16 protein-coding genes and 4 pseudogenes are annotated in these 24,719 nt (G+C 32.4%); 7 read left to right on the top strand and 13 right to left on the bottom strand.

The window, feature by feature from the left end:
• Positions 1-127 precede the first annotated feature (127 nt).
• The 4 genes and pseudogenes from ACXKY9_RS12520 to ACXKY9_RS12505 all read left to right on the top strand — a co-directional run bounded on the left by ACXKY9_RS12520 (position 128) and on the right by ACXKY9_RS12505 (position 3,750).
• Positions 128-565, top strand: a complete 438-nt coding sequence (locus tag ACXKY9_RS12520; protein ID WP_000372089.1) for an Lrp/AsnC family transcriptional regulator — start codon at positions 128-130, stop codon at positions 563-565.
• A gap of 106 nt (positions 566-671) precedes the next feature.
• Positions 672-1,417 (top strand): annotated as a pseudogene (locus tag ACXKY9_RS12515) (glucose 1-dehydrogenase).
• Between the two features lie 686 nt (positions 1,418-2,103).
• Positions 2,104-2,961, top strand: coding sequence for an MBL fold metallo-hydrolase (locus tag ACXKY9_RS12510; protein WP_001031191.1), 858 nt, complete (start codon positions 2,104-2,106; stop codon positions 2,959-2,961).
• Positions 2,962-3,273: 312 nt separating this feature from the next.
• A complete protein-coding gene (locus ACXKY9_RS12505; protein ID WP_000680672.1) occupies positions 3,274-3,750 on the top strand; it encodes a YndM family protein in 477 nt (158 codons plus the stop codon).
• A gap of 34 nt (positions 3,751-3,784) precedes the next feature.
• Here the strand turns inward: ACXKY9_RS12505 and ACXKY9_RS12500 are convergent, their stop codons facing one another.
• Both ACXKY9_RS12500 and sasP read right to left on the bottom strand, forming a co-directional pair.
• Complete coding sequence (locus tag ACXKY9_RS12500) at positions 3,785-4,300, bottom strand: DUF3231 family protein (RefSeq protein WP_002101091.1); 516 nt, start codon at positions 4,298-4,300, stop codon at positions 3,785-3,787.
• Between the two features lie 294 nt (positions 4,301-4,594).
• Complete coding sequence (sasP, locus tag ACXKY9_RS12495; RefSeq protein WP_000002840.1) at positions 4,595-4,807, bottom strand: small acid-soluble spore protein, SasP family; 213 nt, start codon at positions 4,805-4,807, stop codon at positions 4,595-4,597.
• Between the two features lie 265 nt (positions 4,808-5,072).
• Between sasP and ACXKY9_RS12490 the strand changes: the two genes are divergently transcribed.
• Positions 5,073-6,206 (top strand): zinc-dependent alcohol dehydrogenase, encoded by a 1,134-nt coding sequence (locus ACXKY9_RS12490; RefSeq protein WP_000649091.1) that lies wholly within the window; start codon positions 5,073-5,075, stop codon positions 6,204-6,206.
• A 933-nt stretch (positions 6,207-7,139) separates the two neighbouring features.
• On the opposite strand, the gene ACXKY9_RS12485 is transcribed toward ACXKY9_RS12490, so the two are convergent.
• The 7 genes and pseudogenes from ACXKY9_RS12485 to ACXKY9_RS12455 all read right to left on the bottom strand — a co-directional run bounded on the left by ACXKY9_RS12485 (position 7,140) and on the right by ACXKY9_RS12455 (position 18,648).
• Positions 7,140-9,545 (bottom strand): PAS domain S-box protein, encoded by a 2,406-nt coding sequence (locus ACXKY9_RS12485; protein WP_000584303.1) that lies wholly within the window; start codon positions 9,543-9,545, stop codon positions 7,140-7,142.
• Between the two features lie 430 nt (positions 9,546-9,975).
• Positions 9,976-10,203: pseudogene (locus ACXKY9_RS12480) on the bottom strand (hypothetical protein); the annotation flags it as partial.
• A 20-nt stretch (positions 10,204-10,223) separates the two neighbouring features.
• Positions 10,224-11,624: a hemolysin BL regulatory component HblB gene (gene hblB / locus ACXKY9_RS12475; RefSeq protein ID WP_000976138.1), complete on the bottom strand. Its 1,401-nt coding sequence runs from the start codon at positions 11,622-11,624 to the stop codon at positions 10,224-10,226.
• Between the two features lie 375 nt (positions 11,625-11,999).
• Entirely contained in the window at positions 12,000-13,127 is a 1,128-nt protein-coding gene (gene hblA, locus ACXKY9_RS12470; protein ID WP_000591969.1) for a hemolysin BL binding component B, read from the bottom strand.
• A gap of 36 nt (positions 13,128-13,163) precedes the next feature.
• A complete protein-coding gene (hblD, locus tag ACXKY9_RS12465) occupies positions 13,164-14,384 on the bottom strand; it encodes a hemolytic enterotoxin HBL lytic component L1 (RefSeq protein WP_000714435.1) in 1,221 nt (406 codons plus the stop codon).
• A gap of 61 nt (positions 14,385-14,445) precedes the next feature.
• Positions 14,446-15,765, bottom strand: a complete 1,320-nt coding sequence (hblC, locus tag ACXKY9_RS12460) for a hemolytic enterotoxin HBL lytic component L2 (RefSeq protein ID WP_000850228.1) — start codon at positions 15,763-15,765, stop codon at positions 14,446-14,448.
• Positions 15,766-17,418: 1,653 nt separating this feature from the next.
• Positions 17,419-18,648, bottom strand: a complete 1,230-nt coding sequence (locus tag ACXKY9_RS12455; protein WP_001097905.1) for a helix-turn-helix domain-containing protein — start codon at positions 18,646-18,648, stop codon at positions 17,419-17,421.
• Positions 18,649-19,077: 429 nt separating this feature from the next.
• Here ACXKY9_RS12455 and ACXKY9_RS12450 point away from each other — a divergent pair, with 429 nt between their 5' ends.
• On the top strand, positions 19,078-19,206 hold the full coding sequence (locus ACXKY9_RS12450) for a hypothetical protein (protein WP_000939299.1): 129 nt from the start codon (positions 19,078-19,080) through the stop codon (positions 19,204-19,206).
• A 747-nt stretch (positions 19,207-19,953) separates the two neighbouring features.
• On the opposite strand, the pseudogene ACXKY9_RS12445 reads toward ACXKY9_RS12450, so the two are convergent.
• From ACXKY9_RS12445 to ACXKY9_RS12430, 4 genes and pseudogenes are all read right to left on the bottom strand, one after another.
• Positions 19,954-20,137, bottom strand: a pseudogene (locus ACXKY9_RS12445) (alpha/beta-type small acid-soluble spore protein).
• Positions 20,138-20,279: 142 nt separating this feature from the next.
• Positions 20,280-20,483 (bottom strand): annotated as a pseudogene (locus ACXKY9_RS12440) (nucleotide excision repair endonuclease); the annotation flags it as partial.
• Positions 20,484-20,649: 166 nt separating this feature from the next.
• On the bottom strand, positions 20,650-22,239 hold the full coding sequence (locus ACXKY9_RS12435; protein WP_000913792.1) for a bifunctional metallophosphatase/5'-nucleotidase: 1,590 nt from the start codon (positions 22,237-22,239) through the stop codon (positions 20,650-20,652).
• Between the two features lie 408 nt (positions 22,240-22,647).
• Complete coding sequence (locus ACXKY9_RS12430) at positions 22,648-23,484, bottom strand: bromoperoxidase (RefSeq protein ID WP_001074302.1); 837 nt, start codon at positions 23,482-23,484, stop codon at positions 22,648-22,650.
• Positions 23,485-23,977: 493 nt separating this feature from the next.
• On the opposite strand from ACXKY9_RS12430, the gene ycaC reads away from it, so the two are divergent.
• Positions 23,978-24,622, top strand: coding sequence for an isochorismate family cysteine hydrolase YcaC (gene ycaC, locus ACXKY9_RS12425; RefSeq protein ID WP_000131206.1), 645 nt, complete (start codon positions 23,978-23,980; stop codon positions 24,620-24,622).
• Positions 24,623-24,719: the final 97 nt, after the last annotated feature.

Genomic DNA, 24,719 nt, shown 5'->3' with positions numbered 1-24,719 from the left:
CTTCTACCCTTATTTTATACAAGTATAGAAGGCTGATAAATAAGTTCAATAAGGATATTTGATTGTTTTTCTTTATTTTATAAAGAATTTAAGTTATTCTATTTTATAAAAAAAGGTTGGATAATTTATGGATCAAATTGATAAAAAAATCGTGGGACTATTACAGTCAAATGCAAAAATTTCAATGAAGGATTTAGCGGAAGCGGTTCACTTATCTTCCCCGTCAGTAACTGAGCGAGTACGAAAGTTAGAGGAACAACAAATTATTGAAGGTTACCATGCACATGTTTCTCTAAAAAAAATAAATCGTCCAATTTCTGCACTTATACTGTTTAAATCAACAAATTGTAAATCATTATCTAACTTTTGCTACAATCATCCAGATGTACTTGAGTGTTACAGAGTAGCAGGAGAAATTAGCTATATTGTCAAAATAGCAACACATTCTGTAGAAAGTTTAGAACAATTTATTGATGATTCAATGCAATATGGTACGCCATCAACGAATATTGTGTTATCTTCTTATGAAAAAAAGATAATTACTCCTTTTATTAGTGAAGAATAAAAATACGGGCATAATCAATTAACTATTGCTTATGCAGAAGGATAATTTTTGTATGTTATATTAAAAAATAAAGACGTTATATTTTTTTAAAAGGAGTGTAATTACAATGGATTTTTCTAATAAATTAGTGATCATAACAGGGGCTGGAAATGGAATCGGGAGAGGAATTGCTTTACATTATGCAGAGGGGCCAATGTTATTTTAGCAGATATAGACGAAAAAGCAGGTGCAAAAACAGTTACTAAGATGAAAGAACAGGGTAAAGAAGCACTTTTCGTACAAACAGATGTAAGGCTGGAAACAGATATTATTCGATTAATGGAAGTAGCTAATCAAACATACGGTCAGATAGATATTTTAATTAATAATGCAGGAAAAGAGTTATTCAAGTCTCCTTACGATATTTCGCTAGAAGAATGGGACGATGTAATAAGCACAAACCTAAGAAGCGTTTTCTTGGGTTCACGTGAAGCAGCAAAGTATATGCGTCATAACAAAGAAGGTGGATCTATCGTGAATATTGCCTCTACAAGGGCGATTATGTCTGAGCCAAATTCAGAATCTTATGCTGCCACAAAAGGTGGGATCGTTGCTATTACACACGCGCTCGCAGCCTCATTTAGCGAAGCTAGGATTACCGTGAATGCTATTTCCCCAGGTTGGATTGAAACAGGAGATTATTCAAAATTAAGTAAAATTGATCATGAACAGCACCTATCAAAGCGTGTAGGAACACCAGATGATATTGCACGAGCCTGTCTGTATTTAACAGCCAGCGAAAATGATTTTGTTACAGGTATAAACCTTGTCGTAGACGGTGGAATGACGAGGAAAATGATGTATGAGGAATAGGCGGTAATCAATCAAGAAATACAGATTCGCTATCAATAAAGCCTACTTTATCCAAGGTGATTTACCGAATCATCATGTGAATTTGAAATACAATTGAACTGTTTATAAAAAAGATGAACCGGAATTTCCTATCTCTAATAAAGAAGGGATTTCCGTTTTTCTTTCGGATGAAACATGTGAAAATGAATAAAAACCATGAAGTACTCAATGCAAGGACACCAGCTACACTAAGAGCGTTAGTTAGATAAAAAATAGAATATATCATTATAGATAGTAAGAGATATTAGTATCACTGAACGGGCTGTTAATAGCTATTGAAAAGCATAATTTAATCAATCTCAATTACATCACAAAACTTAAATATCCTTTGATTATGAAAAGCATCGGTACAAGTAATCGCCTCATTTAATGAATTTCTATTAGAAACTGTTCTGTATTCTTTATAAACCTACGTTAAAATATTCAGATGAACCTTTTATTAACTCATAACCCCTCCTCAAAAAATAGTAAAAACTACACTTGTGAAATCAATATTTTCTGTTTGCACTTTATATAAATCGATATGTCTCCACCTTAATTTTTGTTTTTTGTAATCCCCACTAATTCTTTTCTCAAATCCCCCAAAATGGATTTGAGAAATTAGGGAACTATAATGTCGTATTGAAACATATTAAGGGGGACAAAAGGTGAACAAGGAAATGAATTATGGAAGTGATTACAAGTTTATTCCAGCAACTTCAATTGAAAGTGGTCACGGCATCGAAGTATTACCTGATTTATTTTGCTACACGATTCAAATCGTCAACATATGTTTTGTTGGGAATCCGCATACCGATGATTTTGTTTTAGTTGACGCTGGAATGCCTAAATGTGCAAATGAAATTATCTCTGTTACTGAGGAGCGATTTGGTACAAATAGCCGTCCAAAAGCAATTATTTTAACTCATGGGCATTTTGATCATGTTGGAGGAATAATTGAACTCATTAAATATTGGGATGTTCCAGTCTATGCCCATCAAATGGAGATACCGTTTTTGACTGGACAACAAAGCTATCCTGAACCAGATCCAACAGTTGAAGGTGGTATGGTAGCGAAAATGTCTCCCCTGTTCCCTAATGAACCGATTGATTTAGGAAATAGCGTAAAAGCACTACCTATCGATGGAACTGTTCCCCATATGCCAGAGTTTAGATGGATTCATACACCAGGGCATACTCCTGGGCATATTTCATTATTCCGAGAGAAAGACCGAACTTTAATTGCTGGGGACGCTTTTGTTACAGTGAAACAGGAGTATCTGTATAAAGTAATAACTCAAGAACAGGAAATAAGCGGTCCTCCTCGTTATTTAACAACAGACTGGAAAGCCGCTAAAGAATCAGTCATTAAATTAGAAGAATTAAAGCCTCTAGTCGCTATTACTGGACATGGGATACCAATGTCAGGTGAATTGCTATCAACGAACCTCAAAACACTGGTTCAAGAATTTGATAAAATTGCTGTACCTGATTACGGAAAATATATAGATAAAAAGATGCATTAAATGCGGAAATACTTTGTTTATTTTCATATTAATGAATCAAAATATAATGCAAAATCAAAACACCAACGAATATTAAGTTTAATATGAAAAAACACTGTACTTAGGCAACATCTCTATTATAAGAATGGAACTACCCTTTATGAATAAAGCTCGATATTCCGCAAATACTATCCATAGTATAAGCCTGCTTCTTACCCAGGTTGTACTTCTTACCATTAAGGGGTGATTAAAACGGGTTACGCTATATAAAAGCATAATCCGTTTTTAATGAAATATTGTATTCCATATACGTTTAAACAATGGAGGAAAATGATGAAACATATTGTTGCCTTATTAATTAAATACACAGCGATAACTGCAGTATTGCTAATCATGCTCAGTATCTTTCAAGGCATTTCAATTCCTAGAGTATTATTAATTTCTCTTTTTCTTACGGGAGCTGCCTATTTAATCGGAGACCTCTTCATTTTACCTAAATACGGAAATATGATTGCTACAATGGCAGATTTCGGCTTAAGCTTTTTCGGAACTTGGTTACTAACATCCTTGTTTACTAATTTAGATGCTACTCGTAACATTGGACTTTCTTCATTTATAGCCGCTTTAATTATTGGTGGAACAGAAGTTTTCTTCCATATTTATATGAAGAGGCTAGTGCTACGTAACGACGATGAATTAAAAAATCGCAATCATATTCACCATGATAAATATGCTATGGAGATGTCAGAGGAATATATGGATTCTTCCACAGTAAATAAATCCAATCTTGAGGATACATCTAAAAAATAAAAAAGTGGCCAACGCCACTTTTTATTTTTGTTTATTAAGCTTGATCGGAATTTCTTACATGTAATGGAGGTGGAACTACCCATCCTTTTTTCTTACTTAAACGTAGCAACGTTACACCTGCCTGCGCTTTTTTCATATGAAATTGGCCAAATAGCATCCCTACATCTTCTCGAAGACATTTTCCCATCACCTGACTACATGTCACAAGTCCAGCTGCTAATCCTGCAGAAACAGCAGCAGCAATTTCAACATCATTAATACGTGCTCCCGGAGGAATGTCTTCGATAGATGCAACTGGTCGTTCTGGAGGAGCAGGCGGTAAAGCGACCCCATTAATCTTTAAAAGAGCTTTTAATTCTTCTATTTCCGAATTCATATCATTTTCAATTAAGCCTTCTAAAAACTTCTTCAAGTCTTCATCACCTGTGTGATTCATAAATACTTGATGACTTGCAATTGCACCCTGTGCAGCAAGAAGATAGCTCCAAATATCAAATACTTCACCGTAATGTAACGGTTCATTTTGAGGATTTCCACTTAATATACCCATTTTTAAATTCCTACCTTTCGAAAATATCATAATAAATATTGATTTCAATATTGAAATCAAATTTTTAAGTATGCTTTTTCCTGCAAAAGATTTTCTACTATGCATGGAAAACACCTTTCCAACACCGCGTGTTTATTGTTTAGGAAAGTAGTTTACAAATTAAATACTCAAAGATTATGAAAGAAGATTATCAATAATCTTTGAGTGAAAATCCATTTACTATAAGGTTTTTTATTTTTATACATATACAAAAGAAATTGATTTACATATTCGCTATATTTTACACTAATTCACTTAGCGATTAGCTCTACCACCAAGTTGTTGTTCAGCCATTGCTACTAAACGTTTTGTAATTTCACCACCAACAGATCCGTTTGCACGAGCTGTTGTATCTGCACCAAGTTGTACACCAAACTCTTGTGCAATTTCATATTTCATTTGATCAAGAGCTTGTTCAGCACCTCGAACTAACAATTCATTACGACTTCCACTATTATTGTTTGCCATCTTATTTCACCTCCGATGTTTTTAATATGCTACAAATTATGAAATAATAATTATCCTTTTTATGGAAATTAGATTATGAATAAAAATTGATTTTTTTCTTAAAGTAGGGCAAAACATATAAGAAAGAATAACTGATATAACATACTTTCATAACAACACTATGTATACTTCCTAATTCCCTTCAGTAAATAAAAGAAAGATTTCTATTTCACCAAGAGATTAAATAAAATTATGTTTTGAGACATAATCCAAAAGGAGATATGAGATGAAAGCTGTAACCTATCAAGGACCAAATCAAGTACAAGTTAAACAAGTTGATGATGCAAAGTTAGAGAAAAAAGATGATATTATTGTAAGAATTACTTCAACCGCTATTTGCGGTTCTGATTTACATTTATATCAAGGTAACATGCCCTTACCTCAAGGATACATTATCGGCCATGAACCAATGGGAATCGTTGAAGAAGTCGGGCCAGATGTCACTAAAGTGAAAAAAGGCGATCGTGTTGTCATCCCCTTCAACGTTTCTTGTGGACATTGTTTCTATTGCCAACATGAAATGGAAAGTCAATGTGATAACTCAAATCCTCATTACGATTCTGGTGGATACTTTGGTTATACGGAGAAATTTGGTAATCATCCAGGCGGACAAGCAGAATATTTAAAAGTTCCATTTGGCAATTTTACTCCATTTGTTATACCGGAATCATGCGAGCTTGAAGATGAATCCCTACTATTTTTATCAGATGTTTTACCTACAGCCTATTGGAGTGTAATAAACGCAGGCGTAAAGCCAGGTGATACTGTTATCGTCCTTGGTTGTGGACCTGTTGGATTAATGACACAAAAATTTGCTTGGATGCAAGGTGCTAAACGTGTAATTGCAGTGGATTACTTAGATTATCGGATGAATTATGCAAAAAAGATTAACAATGTTGAGGTATTTGAGTTTACAAAATTCCCCGATATGGGAGAACATTTAAAGGAAATTACACATGGTGGTGCCGATGTAGTTATTGATTGTGTGGGGATGGATGGAAAAAAATCGCCTTTAGAATTTCTGGAACAAAAATTGAAATTACAAGGCGGAACTCTCGGCCCTATTCAAATAGCTACGAAAGCCGTAAGAAAATATGGAACGGTTCAAATGACCGGCGTTTATGGTGGCAATTATAATGCATTTCCACTCGGGGCATTTTGGGTTAGAAATATTAATCTTAAAATGGGACAAGCACCTGTCATTCATTTTATGCCGGAACTATTTGAAAAAATAATAAATAAAGAATTTGATCCAAAAGAGATTATTACACACAAAATCCCCCTTGAAGAAGCGAGCTACGGTTATCAAATTTTTAATAATCGTGAAGACGACTGTATAAAAGTCATTCTGAAACCTTGAAGCTACAATTCATTATTCTTAATAAAAAGATAAGATTACATTTCGTAATCTTATCTTTTTTATTAAATGCTAAGTATCTATCCCCCATTTTCATCTCACATCTAAAATAGTTATTTCCAAAAACTTTGCATTTTGAGGTAGTAATTTAAAAGAGGTGTACTTCATGGTTTTATTATAAAGAAGAACTGATTAATATTATCAAACCGGACAAACCGCTACAGGTATAAAAACTATTAACAAAGCATCTTAATGTTTATGAAATTCTTTGTTAATAGTTTCTCTTCTCCCTAATCTCCTGCGAGACTATATTTTTCATTAAAATTACAAGTAAAAATTTGAAATGTTTTCAAGCATAATTACAATATTAAAAACATCCTTTCTTTTGGTTGTAAAGAAAGGATGTTTTTATAACAGGCTTTTTGGAAGGTTTTAATTTAATCCTAATTATATTTTTTATAAATTCTAAAAGTACATTCTTTATTTTTGGTATAACATACAGAAATTATTTTTTGAACAGTAGACAGCTGCAGAAGCTAAGTTAAAGTGTCGATTAATTCCCTCCATGCTTAATAAAATCCCTGTTATGATTTCTAAAATGACTACACAGTTGAGTAAGAGCCGTAGTAGAGATTTTTTGATTTAACCATAAGTTCCTATGATACTTACATTTTCGTTTCATTCCACCAGTTTCTATAGTTAATTGATTAAGTGTATCGGGGATATAACTCTTCGACATATACAGACAATCTTGTTTTGGAAGTATTACATGATTTGTATGCTATTGTAACAAGACTTGTATCGTTTCTCGCTTTTCCATGTCTTATTGCGTTTGTCATTTCCTCTTGTAAACAACGATAGAAAGTTCTATTCAGTTTTTGTTTAATAGCATTACGTTTTATATGGTTTCTTAAAAAATTTCAGTGAAAAAATATATTAATTTTGAAGTGTACAAATAGGGAGAGTGACTTCAACTGTAGTTCCCTTATTCACTTCACTCTCAATAAATACATTTCCCTGATGTGTTTCAATGATTTTATAACAGATCATTAACCCTAAGCCAATCCCCTCTTCTTTAATACTATAAAAAGGTTCTCCGAGGTATGGTATACGTTCTTTTGGAATGCCACACCCTTGATCGATAAAACGAATACTTAATTGATTATTATCAAGTATATTTAATTGAATGAGAATTTCTCCTCCCATCGGCATAGATTCAATTGCATTTTTTAATATATTAACAAATACTTGCTTTAATTGATTTCCTTCACATGAAATCAATGGAATACCAGGGTTAAGATCGATTTTAATTTTTATATTATTCATCATTGCTTGAGGTTGTAGTAGCATTAAAACTTGATCCATTAGCACACTAATGTTATTAGGTTGCATTTTTACCACCTGTGGTTTGGCTACCGCCATAAATTCAGTTGTAATGCTCTCTATACGCTCAATCTCTGATGATACTATATTAATATAACCCTGATTATTCTCACTTTCCGTTGATTTTAGTAATTGCATGAACCCTTTCATTGCAGTTAATGGATTATTAATCTCATGAGCCATTACAGTCGCTAATTGTCCTACAACAGCAAGTTTTTCAGATTTTCGTAATAATTCTTCTGTTTTTAGCCGTTCAGTGATATCACGAGAAATACTTAGGAAAACTTTTTTCCCATTTAAGTTAAAAACACGAACACTAAACTCAGTTGTTATTACTTTTCCTGTTGGAAAAAGATATTCATCTTGCAAAGTGAAGGAAGTTTGTCCCTTTTTAATTTTTTCTAATAACCTTACGATCATTTGAGAATCTTGTGGTACTATATTTGAAAATGATAATGAGAGCAACTCTTCTCTACTATATCCAAACCTTCTACACCCAACAGGGTTTACCTCAATAAATCGACTTGGAGCATTTTCTTCATTCAGCTCTACTACATATACCGCATCAGTTGCTTGTTCGATTAGTGCACGGTACTTCATTTCACTATCTCTTAATTGCTGGTGTAATCGATGTCGTTCTCTTTCTGCTTGTTTTCTTTCAGAGATGTCTCTACATATTGCTGATAAAGCTATCACATTTCCTCTTACATCTAGTATAGGAGAAACTGTCAGACTAACATCAAGAAGACTCCCATCACTCCTTTGTCTAACGGTTTCTAATCTAGTAACCACAGATTCTCCTGTTAGAATTTTCTGAATATTTTTAAGCGATTCTTCCATTAAAAAATCTGGTACACAAGGTAATCTTTTACCTATGATTTCTTGTGATGACCACCCAAATATCTTTTCATAAGCTTTATTCGCTTGTAAAATATGCCCTTCTCGATCAGAAATGGTAATAGCATCTAGATTGTGCTTTATAAATGATTCCAATAATTCTTTAGTAGCGCTTAATTCTGATTCTACCTTTTTCCTTTCGGTTATATCAACTGTAGAACCAACAACTTCAATAACTTGTCCATTTCGTTTAATCGGCCTAAGCGCAATAAGAATAATAGTTTTATCATTTGGCCAAGGTAATTCAAATATAATTTCTTTTCCTTCCCATGCCTGAAGATAGTACTTCATCAATTGTGGAACTAAATGTGGAGGAACAATAGAAGCATCAATAGTACGTAAGCTTTTTCCTACCACCTGTTCAGAATAAAATCCGTTTTGATAATAAAACTGTCCATCACATAAAGTGTGTATAAAGTGCTTACCCACTTTTTTAAATTTAAAAATTCCTCCTTGAAGCTCATGTACGGTATCTGCAAGTTCTTGCTTCGATTTTTTTAATTCTCGATTCATTTTAGATAAGTCCTGTGTTAAATAATACAATCTCTGGTAGGCTTCCATAAGAAATAGCCCAATTAAAAGTCCTAACGCTATATATAATAAGCCTCCTGTGTAAAGTAATGTAGTATTAAATAATACGCCAACTAACCACTTTATTCCAATAAAAACAGAAAAATATAACGATGCACTTTTAAAAGGATGTAGTTTTTTAAAATAAGTTTTAAAGGTAGAAAATAGAATCCCCATACCTAAATAAGCAATCACAGGAGGTTCCCAGTACCCTCCTGTGTAAAAGATACGCATTACAATTATGCTAATTAACGTAATCCAACCAGCAATACGACCAAAGTAAATAAAAGATAGAATAAGAGGAACAACTCGAAGATCGTAGGAAAATCCCATGTATGGAAAAGAAAAGAACATTAACGTAACTGCAATAATCCCTCCATAGAGCTTTTCAAAATATCGACTAGAATTAATTGTAAACACTTGAATAAATATTGCTGCGCTAACTAATAAAGAAAAAATAGAAAGGTTGATGAAATAATCTTTAATAATCATGTAATGTCCCTCCTTGCATTAAGTGTATTCGACAAAAAAGCTAAAAATCCTACAAATTGTATAAACAGTTCAAATGCATAAATTTTAAACTAGGATAAAATCTAGAAAAGTAAATAAGGGGCACAGCAGATGAGATATTTTAATGAAAAATAGTTCAAAAAAGATAATAGTAACCGTTGACTACTATTATCTTTTTTCTTTAATTTATCGTAATATGTCTGAAACTCTAAGGGACGTGGTATGTCATTTCATCAAACAATGATTATATGCTGAGTGATGAATATAGAAATTTCAGCAGTAATTTTTGAAAAATAACATAAAAAACAAAACTATCTTTAAAAATGGAAAAAAACTATATAAATGTCAACTAATCTATGTACAAAAACGTTCACTTAATTTTGCATAAAATTACTCAACTTAGGAAGCTAAGTAGTTCTTCAAGGTCGATAAGAACACCTGTAGATGCTTCAGGATAACTACATAATTGTATGAGTAATGTACTTGAAACCTTTCGGTAAAACCATACACATAAGACAACTAACTCCTTGGTTCAATATTTACTTTTTCGCTGAACAAATTCTTTTTCTTGAGCAAAATATTCTAGGATATAAGGAGATTTTTCAATTAACTTGTTGTCTAGTTTATTGTCCAGCTCCAATTACTTCGTTACTTTCAGATTCAGTTCATTATATTTTGTACTTTGTCTTTATACACAACATATTCTTTACCATCCACTACTGCTACTACCGCAAATTCATCATTTGGATTGAATGAAAGCCAATCAGCCCACATGTTAGTATTAGCCCCTCCACTCCACATATTATGAACAGTGTTTTTAGTTAAATTCATAACTTTATAAGACGCATTTGGCGCATTTGTTCCAGTCTTTATTTCAAAAGTGTATGCGTTATGAATTTTTTTATAAAAGTAGAACACGTTTGATGGACGAAGCTGATTCAAAAAATCCTGTTCTTTTTTCTCTGCAATTTTTATCCCTTCTTGCAAAGTGACAACATCTGTTTTTAATGTTTTCCAACTGTTTTTCGCTGCATTCAAGCTAGGGGTTAAGAATTTATATTTATTTTGATCAGCTTTTTGATCAGCTTTATCAATATGTCCCAGTACACCCGAATATTGAGAATCTAAATCCTCCCATTGCGTAGACATATAAGTAAGAGCAGTGATAGCACTATCAAGCATACTATGCATATCACTAATATTATGAAATGCAACTCCAACTACACGATTCAATGTTATTTTATAATCTACAGTCTGACGCAATTTTTCTAATTCAGGTTCTAGCCAACCTAACTTACCTCTTGCATCACCTATCATTATGCCACCAGCAATCAAGGTTGGAATAAAGGGGATTTTCACCATGTCTAAGCCCTTAGATTCTATGTCTTTCTGATATTTTACTTGTCCTAAAAGGTCCTCTAGACGCTTTTGGTCAGCCTCCACATCAGCACCTTGGTTTTTTAAAATCGATTGCAATGTCTCTTTATGACTTCCAAATGTTCTAACATCTTCTCCAATAGCATTTTTTAATTGAATTAATTCTTCTATTAATGCTTTTGCAGACTTTTGATTTTGTTGAATTCCTCCCTGTAAATCTGTAATCCCTTTTTTTAAAGTATCTCCATTTCCAGTATTGATCGCCTCTACTAATGTTTCATAATAATTTTCAAATTTTGTATCGTATTCTATAATGCCTGTCAATGTATCAAAAAGCTGTTTTTTTACTTGTGTATTCCATGTAACAGCATGTGCTCTTGCATTCTTTTGATCTTGTACAATTTTACTAGGTAAATCTGCATTTCCATTAATAGTTATTCCTTCAAAACTCACATCTGGATTATTAATTAGCAAATAAGAATATTCATTCATAGCTTTTGCAAATAAACCAGCATCTTGCAAAGCTTTTTTCATCTGTTCTTCATTTGCTGAAAGAGACATATTTTCATTGTTCGTTTGTTCAATTTCAATTGCAAAAGTTTCTAGTGGTATGACTGCATAAGTAGTTGTTATAGTTAAAAACGCTGATACAGCGAGTAGTTTATGAGGGATTTTTTTCATCATTTTGTATTCCTCCTATATAAGGTATGGTTTCAAGTTCTAATCTTATTAAAAAGCGATGTCTTTCAAAATGAGTTCTACATCTTTTATCAGTATCGTTTGAACTTTCTTTAGCAGCCTTCAAATCATTAAGTATTAAAGAAAATGTATATCATCTGCTTCAAATTAACCGATTCTATTGCAAATTTTAAAAAAGCAATTAAACTACAAGGTTATTCTTTATTCGAATCATACTTATATATAATTGAAAGGCGAAGTCTTTAATGAGACTCCGCCTTTCTGTTATATAAGGATTTATTAATTATTACTTTTCTGTTTAACAGTGTAATCATAGACTTTCTATGTTTTAGTTCACTTTACAACAGAATTAATATTTCCCTATTTTTGTGGAGTAACAGTTTCCACTTTTAATTCCTTTATTCCTTCTTTTAATGTAACAGCATCTGTTCGTAATGTTTTCCAACTGTCTTTCGCTGCATTTAAATTAGGTTTTAAGAATTTAAATTTATTTTGATCGGCTTTTTGAGCTGCATTCTCAATATGCCCTAGAACGCCCGAATATTGAGAATCTAAATCATGCCACTGCGTGGACATATAAGTAAGAGCGTTAATAGCATCATCAAGCGCCTTGTGCATTTCATTAATATTACTGTAAGCAACTCCAACTACACGATTTAAGGTTACTTTATAATCCACGGTCTGACGTAATTCTGCTAATAAAGGCTCTAACTTACCTAAATTATCCCTTGCTACTCCCACTATGATACCGCCAATTATTGGTAGACCCAAAATAGCACCCTTCATTACATTAAACCCATCAGATTCTAATTGTTTATAATAGTTTACTGATCCTAATACTTCTTCTAGACGCTTTTGATCGGCATCAACATCTGCACCTTGATTTTTTAAAATTGACTGCAAGAGCTCTTTATTACTTCCAAATGCTCTAACATCGTGTCCAATAGAGTCTCTTAATTTAGTTAATTCTTCTATTAGTTGTTGTGCATACTTTTGATTTTGTTGAATTTCACCTCGTAAATCTGTAATCCCTTCTTTTAAAGTTTCTCCATCCCCTGTATTAATCGCCTCTATCATTGTTTCATAATAATTATCAAATGTTGTATCGTATTCAACAATACCATTCAATGTATCTAAAAGCTGTTTTTTTACTTTCGTATCCCAAGTAACGGCATGTGCCCTTGCATTCTTTTGATCTTGTACGATTCTACCAGGTAAATCTACATATCCATTAATGGTAATTCCCTCAAAATTCACATCAGGATTCTTAATTAACATATAAGAATAGGCATTCATAGATTTTGCAAATAATCCAGCCTTTTGCAAGGTCTCTTTCATTCTCGCTTCATTTGCAGAAAGAGCCGTATCTCCATTATTCGTTTGTTCAATTTCACTTGCAAAAGTTGTTACTGGTGAAACTACATTAGCAGTTGTAATAGTTAATAGTGTCGATACAGCGAGTAATTTGTAAGGGATTTTTTTTATCATTTCATTTTCCTCCAATTTAGGTTTTAAATTTCAGTTCTACTCCTGTTTAAAAGCAATATCTTTTGAAATGAATTCTGCATCTTTATGAATATCATTCCAACTTTCTTTAGCCGCTTTTAAATCATCTGGTATTAAAGAGAATTTGTGGTCTTGCATAGAATCGATATTATCCAATAAATCTGTATAATTTGCGCCCATTGTATTCCATTGCTTTTGAATATTTGTTAGAGACAATATCGCTTGATCTACAGTCTGGTATAAATATGCCAATGTTTCTTTCGCGTTAGTAAGCGAAAGAACTGCTTGATTAGCACGATCTGCTTTCATACTTAATTCTCCGATTTTGTTAGAAATTTCATTATAGGAATCCATATGCTTAGATGCTGTGACACCAGCCGCAGTTCCTAGACCGATACCAGCTGCGCCAAGAGCCGAGAGTCCACCAACAACAGCCGGTGTTGCTGTACCGCCAGTTACAACAATAACTACCGCTCCTCCAATAGCTGCAATAACTAAAATAGCTGCTCCCAATCCACCACCAATTGACCATGCTAATACATCATCAAAATGTTTTTTCTGAGTAGAACGAAGTTGCTCAATTTCAGCTTGAAGTTGTGGAATCGTTGCCTGTTGACCTGCTAATATTGCAGTTAATCCACCTTTCCCATCTGGACCACCAACATTATTTTTAAAATCTGTAGAATTTTGATATAATTTCCCTTTGAAGTCTTGTAGCATCTTAATCACATCTGTAACTTCTTTTGAATTTGTATTGATTGTAGTAATTAAATCATTTATACCCTCTTTTAGACCTGCCTTATCTTTCTTTTGTACAGTTTCTACTAATGTGTCGTAATAATTTTGAAATTGTTCATCGTAATTTACAATATTACGAGCAGTTTTTTGAATCTGTGGCTTCGCTGTATCTAACCAGTAATTCGCATTGATTCGTGACAGCTCTTGATTAAGGTGAATATTTTTGAGCAACTCTCCCCCCTCTGAGCCTAAATCGATATTAGATAAATTTACATTTGGTTGCTTAATCATTGTTTTTGCGTATAAATCCATTACTAGAATATGAGACCCTGTTTCAGCTAATGCTTTCTTCAGTCCTTCGGGGCCTAATGCATAATTGCCTACTTTTTGTTCTTGAGCGGTCGTTTCTTGTGCAAATGCATGAATAGTGTTACCGGTAGTAGCAGTTATAACAGTTGCTAATGTAGCTAAAGTTAGTACTTTGAATGGAAATTTTTTCATGACTATTCTCCTTCTTTCGCTAAATGCTTATAATCTTTATGGATTCCCAAAAAACGCAATATTAAAATTTATATACTTGTTCTTCAAGGTAACTTATTACATTTTTTAATTGTCTTAATGTATCTTTTTGAGACTGCTCGTTAGTTGTATCAACATTAGTAGATAATTTTGTAATGCTATTTTTTATTAGATTTAAATCTTCTTTATAGCGCTTTAGTAGATCAAGTTCTACATCTACTTGATTTGCAAACGTATGCAAATCATTTTGTGTAAGAAGAAGCATTGATTTTTGTAAATCAGCTATTGATAATTTCGTTGTTAAATCATATATTTTTTGATTTTGTTTCTCTAAATCATCTAAATATGCTCGCTGTTCTGCTGTTAATTTATTTACTTCAGCAAAAACGCCAAATGTTTTCTTAATCTTTTCGGTATCAATGGCTTTCATCAGGTCATACTCTTGTGTTTTTGCTGCGGCTGCGGCTGCTATTTCACCTTGTTTGCTTTTCTCAATTGCTTCACGAGCTGCTTTTTTTGCTGATTCAATCTCTAGAGCAGTTTTACCTTGTTCTGTCGCTTCTTGCGCCGCTTTTTTCTCCGCTTCTAGAATAGAGTTGTTAATTTCTTTTCCTTTGTTATACGCTGCCACCCCTGCTTGAGCAGCCGGTTCAATAATTTCTTTTGAAAGACTATAAACTTCTTTGAATATAGCAAATCCCTGCTCATTTAAAGCTCCTGGTATTAATGCAATTTGCTGTAAATCATTTTGAATTGCTTTTTTGGTATTTAATATTTCATTTTTTAACTGATCTATTTTTCCTGTTCCATCTGTACTTAGTATGCCTTGCGCAGTTGCCACATTAGTATCAAAATCTTTTAATTTTTTATCAAGCTGTAATTTAAGATCTGTTAATTCATTGATTTGTCGTTGCGCATTTTCTTGATTCGTCATAGCCATTTCTTGAAGTACTTCAAGTCTATCCGAAAACCCTTCTCTATCTTCTTTATTGTCTACAAACGATTTTAATGTCGGGTAATAACTATTAAATTTTGTTACAAATCCTTTACTTTTTGAATTTAATAGAATTAACTGTGGATAGAGTTCCGATGACCATTCCTTCATATCTTGTTTGATTAGGAATTGATTGGTATTTAAAGCTGGGACTTCCTCTAGCTGTACATTAGGACTCATTAAAGATTGATCAATATACGTTTGGACTAATTTAGAATGCGCACCTAATTTTCGTAATGATGAAGAAATATCCATGTTTTCTTGTTGAGTTTCTGCTTGAACGATTGGTGTTGCGAGAGTATTGATAGGAATAGTTGCTCCAGTTACAATGGATGTTATTAAAAATCCTGTCATTATTTTAGTTTTCATTCCGTACACTCCTTTACCATTGTTTTTATAACTTAATTCATATAACTTGTACGACCGCTCTCTTTGTAAACTGGATAAGAAGGAGAAATCTTTCAGATACGTTAATATCGTTGTTTTTTACTTCTAATAGGATATAAGGATTTTATTTATCTCTCATTTCGATACTCTATTTTTTAAAATATAAATAACAAAAATTTATTAACTATATTTGAATCAGGCACCTTATGAGTAGTAAATTATTAATTCTTTCCTAAAGTTGCGGTTTAACTTACAGAATCGTGAGGATCAATAAACCAATGCTTACAGTTAATCCTGTCATAACATTGTTTAATTTCAATTTGATAATATCCCTCTTAGTTTTGTCAGCAAACTCCTTACTAGACAACAAAAGATGAAATTATACTGTACATTGCTTATACTTTTATTGCGGAATAACTTCACTTTTGTTATGCAGAAACTTAGAACACGTTTATTACCAATTTGATTCTTGACCTCTTATAAATAAATTGACTATTTAGAAAATTATTAAAGACATAATGTTACTTATAACTTCACTATAATTCCTATTAGCGTAACCTTCTCCTTTCTGTCTGGTCATACCAGTTATGTTGTTCATTAAAACATTAAATTTTTAATGCGTAAATAGAAAAATTTTGTCGATTAAGCTCGATAATTCACTGTTAAATAAAAATATGTCCCGAAAAAAATTATATAAATATAGTTATTCGTAAATTTCATTTCTGTAATTGGAATGATTACAAATTAATGTGTATACGGTTAAAAATAACTATTTTAGCTCAACCAAGAAATTTTATTTTAGAAAAAATACTTATAGAATAATATAATAGGTCTTTTTATACTTTTTTACCTTTATTTAGTTATGCATAATTGCATAACATGTAGATATATTTAGTAATATATGTTATATTATTGATTTTTTTACATAACATTCTAATATCATTATTAACAAATATCTAGTATGAAGATATTAGTCTATAAACTTGTCATCGTTATAAACATAGGTTTTAAATTACAAAAAAGCTGCAAAGCTTCCATGGAACACTTTGCAGCCTTCTGTCTTTTTATTTCCTTTAGCAAAATAACGGTTAATGTATTTTTTCAAATTAACAATATGGTACAAAGATTTCCATTGAGCTTTTGCTCACATATGTGTTTATAAAGTCTTCAAGAGCTATTTGTTTGAGCTGACGTCAGACTAGTTTATCTGATTTAGAACTATACCGATAAAGTGCAACTTTAATCAGTGGGGGTTTTGTTCATCCCCACTGATTATTAGCCCACACCAATCGGGCTTTTACGGGCAGCCCACCCCCCCCACCTAACTTCTTTGCTTTCGCTGAATTTTTAGATGGAGGTCTTACTGCCCGGCAAATAGCGGGATAAATTCAGCACATGATTGTTATTAAAAAAATAGATATACTTTGTTTCTCCATTATTTTTCTAACTCCTAAAAATTGAAACTGTTCCGCTAACAAGATAATATCTGGTTAATCTCATACGTCTATTTGAATACAAGTTCTTTTTCTAGACAAATCACAAACTCTTTCTAGCGTAATAAGTTCAGTATTTTCATCTTTTGGGATACTTACACCCATGTTTAAGTCTTTACATTGGAGACAGTAGATAACAAACTTATATTATTGTATATTTTTCACGGTACTGCCTAGGAGTCATGCTAGTGATTTTTTTGAAAACTCTTATAAAATAACTTTGGTCATTAAAGTTAAGCCAAGCACAGATATCTGATAACGAATAAGTAGTGAGTGTTAATAATTTCTTTGCTTCTTCCACTCGTTCCCTTTGAATATATTCACTTAAAGTAATTCCCATTTCTTTTTTAAATAGTTTAGACAGATAAGTAGGCGTAATTTCTAAATGATTAGCAAGTTCATTCAGAGATATTCCATCGTAAACATTTTTATTAATATGTTTTATACATGTAGTAACCGCGTAAGAATACTTTTTTGCATTGTATTCTTTCACACGATCTGCAAAGGTACGTAAAGCGTCCCCTGATAATCGCTTTACAGATTCTACATTATCTAATTGTTCTAGGGTTTGTATATATAAAATACTATGGGCAAAAGCAATATCTGGTGGCAGATTTCCTTCTATTGCATATCGAGTGGCTAAGGTAATCGCAATAATTCCAAGGTTTTTTTGATTCCTGAGCGGATCCTCTACTAGCATAAGTTCAACATCTTCTTGCGAAACCGCATACATATACTGTATTAACTTTTTTTTATTTCCTTCTTTGATAGTCGAAAAGAAATCATTTACTAATGCCATATTGTGCGTTTTAGGTTTGTTTTGTCGACGTTTTAAAATATATAAATCAGGTTTCACATTTTTATTAGGAGTTTCCTCTAGTACTTTATTTTTTTCCAAGACAATATCTACATCTAACTTTTCATTGAAAATCATGTAATGTAATAAAATTCCCATATCAATTAATGTAGTTTTTTTAATCTCCGATAAACACTGATAATAGGCAAGTCTTTCTTGAATGTTATCATTTGATTTAAATTCTTTCTGAAATTTTATGATCATATCATCTGAATCTTTTGAATGTATAGTAGGACCGATTATAATAGTCCCTTTAATATCATCATGATTTTCTATATGAATTAGAACAAAATTTTCAAGATAGTTGTTGCTTCGAAAAAGTGGCAAGTTACAGGGATCGTTTTCTTGATAAATATCACTAAGATGTTCTTCTTTTGAAGAATAAAAAGGACTACAAACATTATCAGATGTAGAATGATATAAAATTTTTCTGTCTGCAGATAAAATATGTACAGGGGCATTAAATGCTTTATGTGCAAGATCACACAAGTGTTGTATATCGATAGAAGTATTCATTACATTCTCCTTTATAGATCCATAAAATATATTTTGTTATATATAATTCACGACAAATAATACTATAAAATATCAAATTAGTACAATTCACAACAAAATATTACTATATCTTTTTTATAAAAATCATATATTATTTAATTGTAGTTAGCATCTAAATATCAGAGTAGATACGTAAAGGAAATACACTAAGTTCTTTTCTTAATTCTACAAAATATAATTATTGAACTTGAGAAAACAGTGAAGTACTTCAAAATACAGTGGTAGTCAATGCGAGGACCAAGCTGGAAAAAGATTTAAAATAAAGCGAAAGTAACAGGAGATACTGTACCACCGCAAGAAACAACAGTCAAAGTTCCAATTCAATCATTTATACAAATTGAATTCAAAAAATAAATACTGCTAATTTAAATGTGAAACTGAAAAACTATTTTGCTCCAAATTTTAGAAAAAGATAATAAAGAAGTTGTGAAATTGGAAACAGATGAAAGCGATACGGCTATTTTTGAAGCACTATGCTTTGAAAAGTACAAGGTGGAGGAAATTCAAGTACTCAATTAAATATTTAATTGAGAGAAAGGTCTTTTCATCAACTAAAAATAAAAAACGAATGGAATATTCAAAAACATGACACTATATTACTGGTCGTAACAATAGTTTTACTTTCCACAAAAGAGGAAAAATATATAGACTTTACAAATACTAAGAATAGCAAACTAGATAGTTTTATTACCGCATCACATAAAGTGAAACTTTAATCAGTGGGGGTTTTGTTCATCCCCCACTGATTATTAGCTCTCACCAATCGGGCTTTTACGGGCAGCCCGCCCCCCCACCTAACTTCTTTGGCTTCGGCTGAATTTTGAGGTGGAGGTCTTACTGCCCGGCAAATAGCGGGATAAACTTATTATTAATTTCCAAATACAATAGTTGTTAATCAACAAAAAAACTTCAATAATTAAGGTGCACAGTAAATTGACCTCAAAACAGTAATTACTACAATATCAGTTTTTACTTATTCTATAAAAAAGAAATATCACTTAATGATTATTATTTTATATCGATTTAGACATAGAACATTTTATTATATCGGCTTAAGTAATTATGGAATTAAAATTGCGAATAACACCAAAACCCTTTTAAGGGCTCATATATCTTCCATATCTAATTTAACACCTTTCGATACCTATTCCATTAACATGACTAAAAAAGTTTATTACAAAGGAATCTGAGGAGTTTTTTCGATTTCAAATTTTATTTTTTTGTAAATTAAAGGAAAAATAATCCGTATATATACGGATTATTTTCTTAGTGTAATCTGTATTGACCTGTTAACTGTTTTTCAACCATTCGAACTAAGCGTTTTGTAATCTCTCCACCGATCCGAACCATTTGTAGATGATGATGTATCAAGTCACAGTGTTACTCCTAGTTCAAAAGCAATTTCATACTTCATTTGCTCAATAGTACTTGTAGTAGTAGAAATAAGAATTTCATTTGTATTACTTTCGTATCTTTAAATATTGATAATTGCACTTCCAATATATTTATAAATAACATGTGCCTACTTATGCTATTTATGCATAAGTAACCTAATTTCTTCTAGTATTTTTATGGGAACCCTTTCCCTCCCCTTTTTCTTTAGCTTCATCAATTTCTAACAACATAGATTTTTTATTTGTCTGCTTAATGTATTGAGTATACAACTCTGGGAATTCTTTTTGTACTTCTTTGTTTAATACTGGTTTATATTTAATCATGTAAGTAACTTGTAACAATGAGCGTTTTAACAAACTATCTTCAATGAGATACGCTACTTTATTAAATAAATGTACATATAATTGAAAATCTCTTTTTCCTTACAAATTCCTTACATTCGAAATTGTTTCTATATTGATAGGATTGAAGTAGCGTCTGTGCCCGAAAACGCAAACAAATAGATTACCTGCACACGAAAAAGTATAGTGCACAGGTAATCTATTTGTTTTTAAGATTAACAAAAACCTAATTTATTTTTTGAATTCTTCCATCAATAACAGACTGAATTGGTTCTTTTGATTTTTTTATATAATCTACTAATGCTTCAAAATCAGTTGGTCCTGTTTCAGCATCTTTACCGTTTTTAAAAGATACAAATCCATCTCCACCTGAAGCTAAAAATGCGTTAGCAACGACGCTGTAAGTTTTAGAAGGAATGATTTCTTCTCCATTTGTTAAGCGAATACTTGTTACTTTTTCTCCATTGGGCTTGTTCGCATCCCAAGTGTATTGGATCCCTGAAATTTGAAGCATTCTTGTTATGTCTTTTTGCCATTGTTGATTTAAAATATCACGAATGTCTTGACCTGTTAAATTTACTTTTATTAATTGATTTCCGAATGGTTGAATACCATATATCTCTCCCCATGTAATATCACCAGCATCTAAGTCATTACGAATACCACCAGGATTCATAAGTGCAATTTGGGATTGCATTGTTGTACGCTGGGCATCAGCAACTAAATTTCCAAGAGTAGATTCACCAGCCGTATTGAGTTTGCGATCTAGTGGCGCAATAGACTTACCTACAACTTCATTAACAAGAGGTGCGATTTTTGCTTGATATTTCTCCATCTTCTTCTTTATTTTTTTATCAGGCTCTATGCCTTCATGATAAGTTGTAACAATTTCTGCTTTTTTCTCAACAATATCTTGTGTTTTACGATCAATCTTTACATCAACATCAGCAAAAGCCATACCATATGAATTTGCTTGTACGACAAGTTTATTATTAACAGTTCCATTTACATAAGTGTGGCTATGGCCACCAAAAATAACATCGACTTCTGGATCAGTCTCATTTGCTAATCGGACGATATCACCATTTGTTACGCCGTTCCCATCTGTTATACCTCCGTTATGTGCAAGAACAACGATAGATTTAACGCCTAGTTTTTTTAATTGCTTTACGGATTTGTTAATAGCTTCAACTTCATCTGTAATTTCTACATTCTTTAGCATAGTAGGCATAACAAGGTTAGGAACATCCGTTGTTACGACTCCGATAAATCCAACAGGAACTCCTTGTACCTTTTTTATAGTGAATGGTGGTAAAAATAAACGACCGGTGGATTTATTATAGAAATTTGCAGCAACATATGGGAATTTTGCTCCTTTAAAATTCCCTGTTTTCTCATGGTATCCACCATAAATAAGGCGGTTCATTTCTTCAACACCTTCATCAAATTCATGATTCCCTATCGTTCCAACATCGAATTTCAAATCATTTAGAAATTCAATCGTAGGTTCGTCTTGTAATAATGCTGAAACAGGAGTACTTGCTCCAACAACATCTCCAGCATGTACCTTTAATGTATTCGGATTTTGTTTTTCACGATCACGTAAATAAGCCCCTAAGTACTCAATTCCCCCTGCATCTTTATTGTTAATTTTTTTTACAGTGTCTAGTTGCCCATGAAAATCGTTAATACCGAGCATTTGTACATCTATGTAGCGGTTTGATTCTGTACTTGCTTGGGCTGAAGGCATAGCAAATACACTAGTAAAAGTAACTGTACTTAATGCTAAAGCAACTGGAATGATTTTTTTCAACATAAAATTTCTCTCCCCTAATTAAAATCTGACATAATACGATGTTATTTTAATATATTAAGAGAATTATTTCCACAAAAATTCTACCAATTATAAAAATTAATAAGATTTCATTGTTTTCTGACAAGATATTTCTTCCTCAAAAAATGTATATTTCTTTGTTTTGAGAATTATTCAAAATATTATCTTGATAGTAATATAACAATACTTCTAAGAAATCTAAAAAACTCTAATCAATATATTTTAGCTGTTAAGAAGAGTATTCAATCCAAAATTAATGGAGATTTATCAACCTAACATCTCAATATCACCATTTAAAAAGATGCTCCTGGATTTATCCAAGAGCATCTTTTATAAAGCTTTATTTTTTACTTGTTTATAATTTATCAATTAACAATTATATAGTTGTAATCAGTCATTTAAAAATAATAGGAGTGCTTCATTAAATTCTTTGGCATGCGTTGCATTTAGCCCATGTGGACCACCCTTTATTAACGTTACTTTAGAATTAGGAATTGCTTCATGTGTTAATTTCCCACTATATTCAAATGGTACAGTTGCATCAGAATCACCGTGAATAATAAGAGTAGGTATATTAAACTTCTCCAAGTCTTTTCTAAAATCTGTCTTACTAAAGGCGGTAATACAATCAAGTGTTCCTTTAGGTGATGCACTGGCTGCAATATCCCAATTATATAAACGGAATGGCTCACTAACTAAATCTGTTCGATTACCAGCTGCGAAAAATCCCTTAGTAAATTCATCAAGAAATGCAAGGCGGTCATTAATCACACCACTTTTGAACGCTTCAATTGTTGCATCATCTAATGCCCCTTCAGGATGATCCTCTGATTTGTATAAATATGGAGGAACTGCTCCAGCAAAAACAGCCTTTTCAATACGATCTGTTCCATACGTACTAATATACCGGGCTACTTCGCCTCCACCCATAGAAAAACCAACAAGTGTGACATTTTGAAGCTCTAAATGTTCTAATAATTGATGTAAATCAGAAGTAAAGGTATCATATTCATACCCTTCCCACGGCTGAGATGATTTTCCAAAACCTCGACGATCATATGTTATAACTCTGTATCCAGCCTCAACAAGAGCGGGAACTTGATATTCCCAAGATTGACCACTTAACGGCCAACCATGAATGAGTACAACTGGTTTTCCTATGCCATGATCCTCATAATATATCTCAATTGGTGCTTGATTTTCGGTTCCTACAGTAATTTTTGCCATTTTCCTACCTCCTTTAATATATATCCTTTTCTTCAATAATCCGGATGAATCTCATAACCTATTTATGCACATTTATATTGTGAACGCTAAGTATGAAACTCTATTGTTCCGATGAATTCATTTTCTGTTTATGGAACGCTTCCCCATCTCATACTTTTTTCATCACGAAGTATTTGCTGAACATTTCTCCTATTCAATTGTAATAACAAAAGTAGGTGACTATCAATATCGTTCTATCTATAGAATGTATAGGTAAAACCAATTCATTTTATAGTGAAAATAACTATAGTTACCACCTATACAAACTATAGATAATTTAGAATTGATTAACGAATCAGTTTTCAAATACTATAAATTTGTATAGCGCTTCATGTTCCGTGAATGCTGCTATAACCAATATTATTGGTCAGCTTAGTTATAAACGAAGAAACTTATGATAGTATTCGACTATTTAAACTTTCTTTGATTACTTAATTTTTAGGAGGAATACATAATGACTGATCTCTATTCTCGTATTAACAAAGATGATGCTCTCGTGCTTTTAGTAGATCATCAAACTGGTCTTATGTCCGGACTAGTACGTGACTATGGTGTTGATGAATTCAAGAACAATGTTTTAGCCCTTGCTCATACTGCTAAGTTTTTTGATTTACCAGTTATTTTAACAACAAGTTTCGAAAACGGGCCTAATGGACCTTTAATGCAAGAATTGGTTGATCTCTTTCCTCATGCACCAAAAATAGCTCGACCTGGACAAATTAACGCATGGGATAATGATGATTTTGTAAAAGCAATCGAAGAAACTGGAAAAAAACAACTTATCATCGCGGGCGTAGTTACGGACGTTTGTGTTGCTTTCCCAGCACTTTCCGCTATAAAAGCTGGATATGAAGTATTTGCTGTTACTGATGCTTCAGGAACTTTCAGTAAACAAGTTGCAGATGCTGCCAATACGCGTATGGCACATAATGGCGTACAACTTATGAACTGGTTTAGCGTAGCTTGCGAATTACAACGCGATTGGCGCAACGATGTCGAAGGTTTTGGCAATTTGCTTGCTAGCAATCTTCCAGGCTATCAAAATATAATTGGAAGCTATAGGGGAGCTCAACGAGATCTTAGTAAGCAAAATGTATAAGTGTATTCCAAGGAAATAGCTTTAAATCACTTTTTAAAGTAGATAGTATAAATTTAGTGCTGATTAAATCAGCACTAAATTTTACATTAAAAAGTAT

The organism is Bacillus sp. 2175, from assembly GCF_057812155.1.
This window is presented reverse-complemented; position numbering and strand designations above follow the sequence as displayed.

Coding starts and splice junctions, on each gene's coding strand:
- ACXKY9_RS12500 (WP_002101091.1), bottom strand. CDS start 4,300: ATGGGTATATTAAGTGGAAATCCTCAAAATGAACCGTTACATTACGGT.
- ACXKY9_RS12505 (WP_000680672.1), top strand. CDS start 3,274: ATGAAACATATTGTTGCCTTATTAATTAAATACACAGCGATAACTGCA.
- sasP (WP_000002840.1), bottom strand. CDS start 4,807: ATGGCAAACAATAATAGTGGAAGTCGTAATGAATTGTTAGTTCGAGGT.
- ycaC (WP_000131206.1), top strand. CDS start 23,978: ATGACTGATCTCTATTCTCGTATTAACAAAGATGATGCTCTCGTGCTT.
- hblC (WP_000850228.1), bottom strand. CDS start 15,765: ATGAAAACTAAAATAATGACAGGATTTTTAATAACATCCATTGTAACT.
- hblB (WP_000976138.1), bottom strand. CDS start 11,624: ATGATGAAAAAAATCCCTCATAAACTACTCGCTGTATCAGCGTTTTTA.
- hblD (WP_000714435.1), bottom strand. CDS start 14,384: ATGAAAAAATTTCCATTCAAAGTACTAACTTTAGCTACATTAGCAACT.
- ACXKY9_RS12435 (WP_000913792.1), bottom strand. CDS start 22,239: ATGTTGAAAAAAATCATTCCAGTTGCTTTAGCATTAAGTACAGTTACT.
- ACXKY9_RS12430 (WP_001074302.1), bottom strand. CDS start 23,484: ATGGCAAAAATTACTGTAGGAACCGAAAATCAAGCACCAATTGAGATA.
- ACXKY9_RS12490 (WP_000649091.1), top strand. CDS start 5,073: ATGAAAGCTGTAACCTATCAAGGACCAAATCAAGTACAAGTTAAACAA.
- ACXKY9_RS12520 (WP_000372089.1), top strand. CDS start 128: ATGGATCAAATTGATAAAAAAATCGTGGGACTATTACAGTCAAATGCA.
- hblA (WP_000591969.1), bottom strand. CDS start 13,127: ATGATAAAAAAAATCCCTTACAAATTACTCGCTGTATCGACACTATTA.
- ACXKY9_RS12455 (WP_001097905.1), bottom strand. CDS start 18,648: ATGAATACTTCTATCGATATACAACACTTGTGTGATCTTGCACATAAA.
- ACXKY9_RS12485 (WP_000584303.1), bottom strand. CDS start 9,545: ATGATTATTAAAGATTATTTCATCAACCTTTCTATTTTTTCTTTATTA.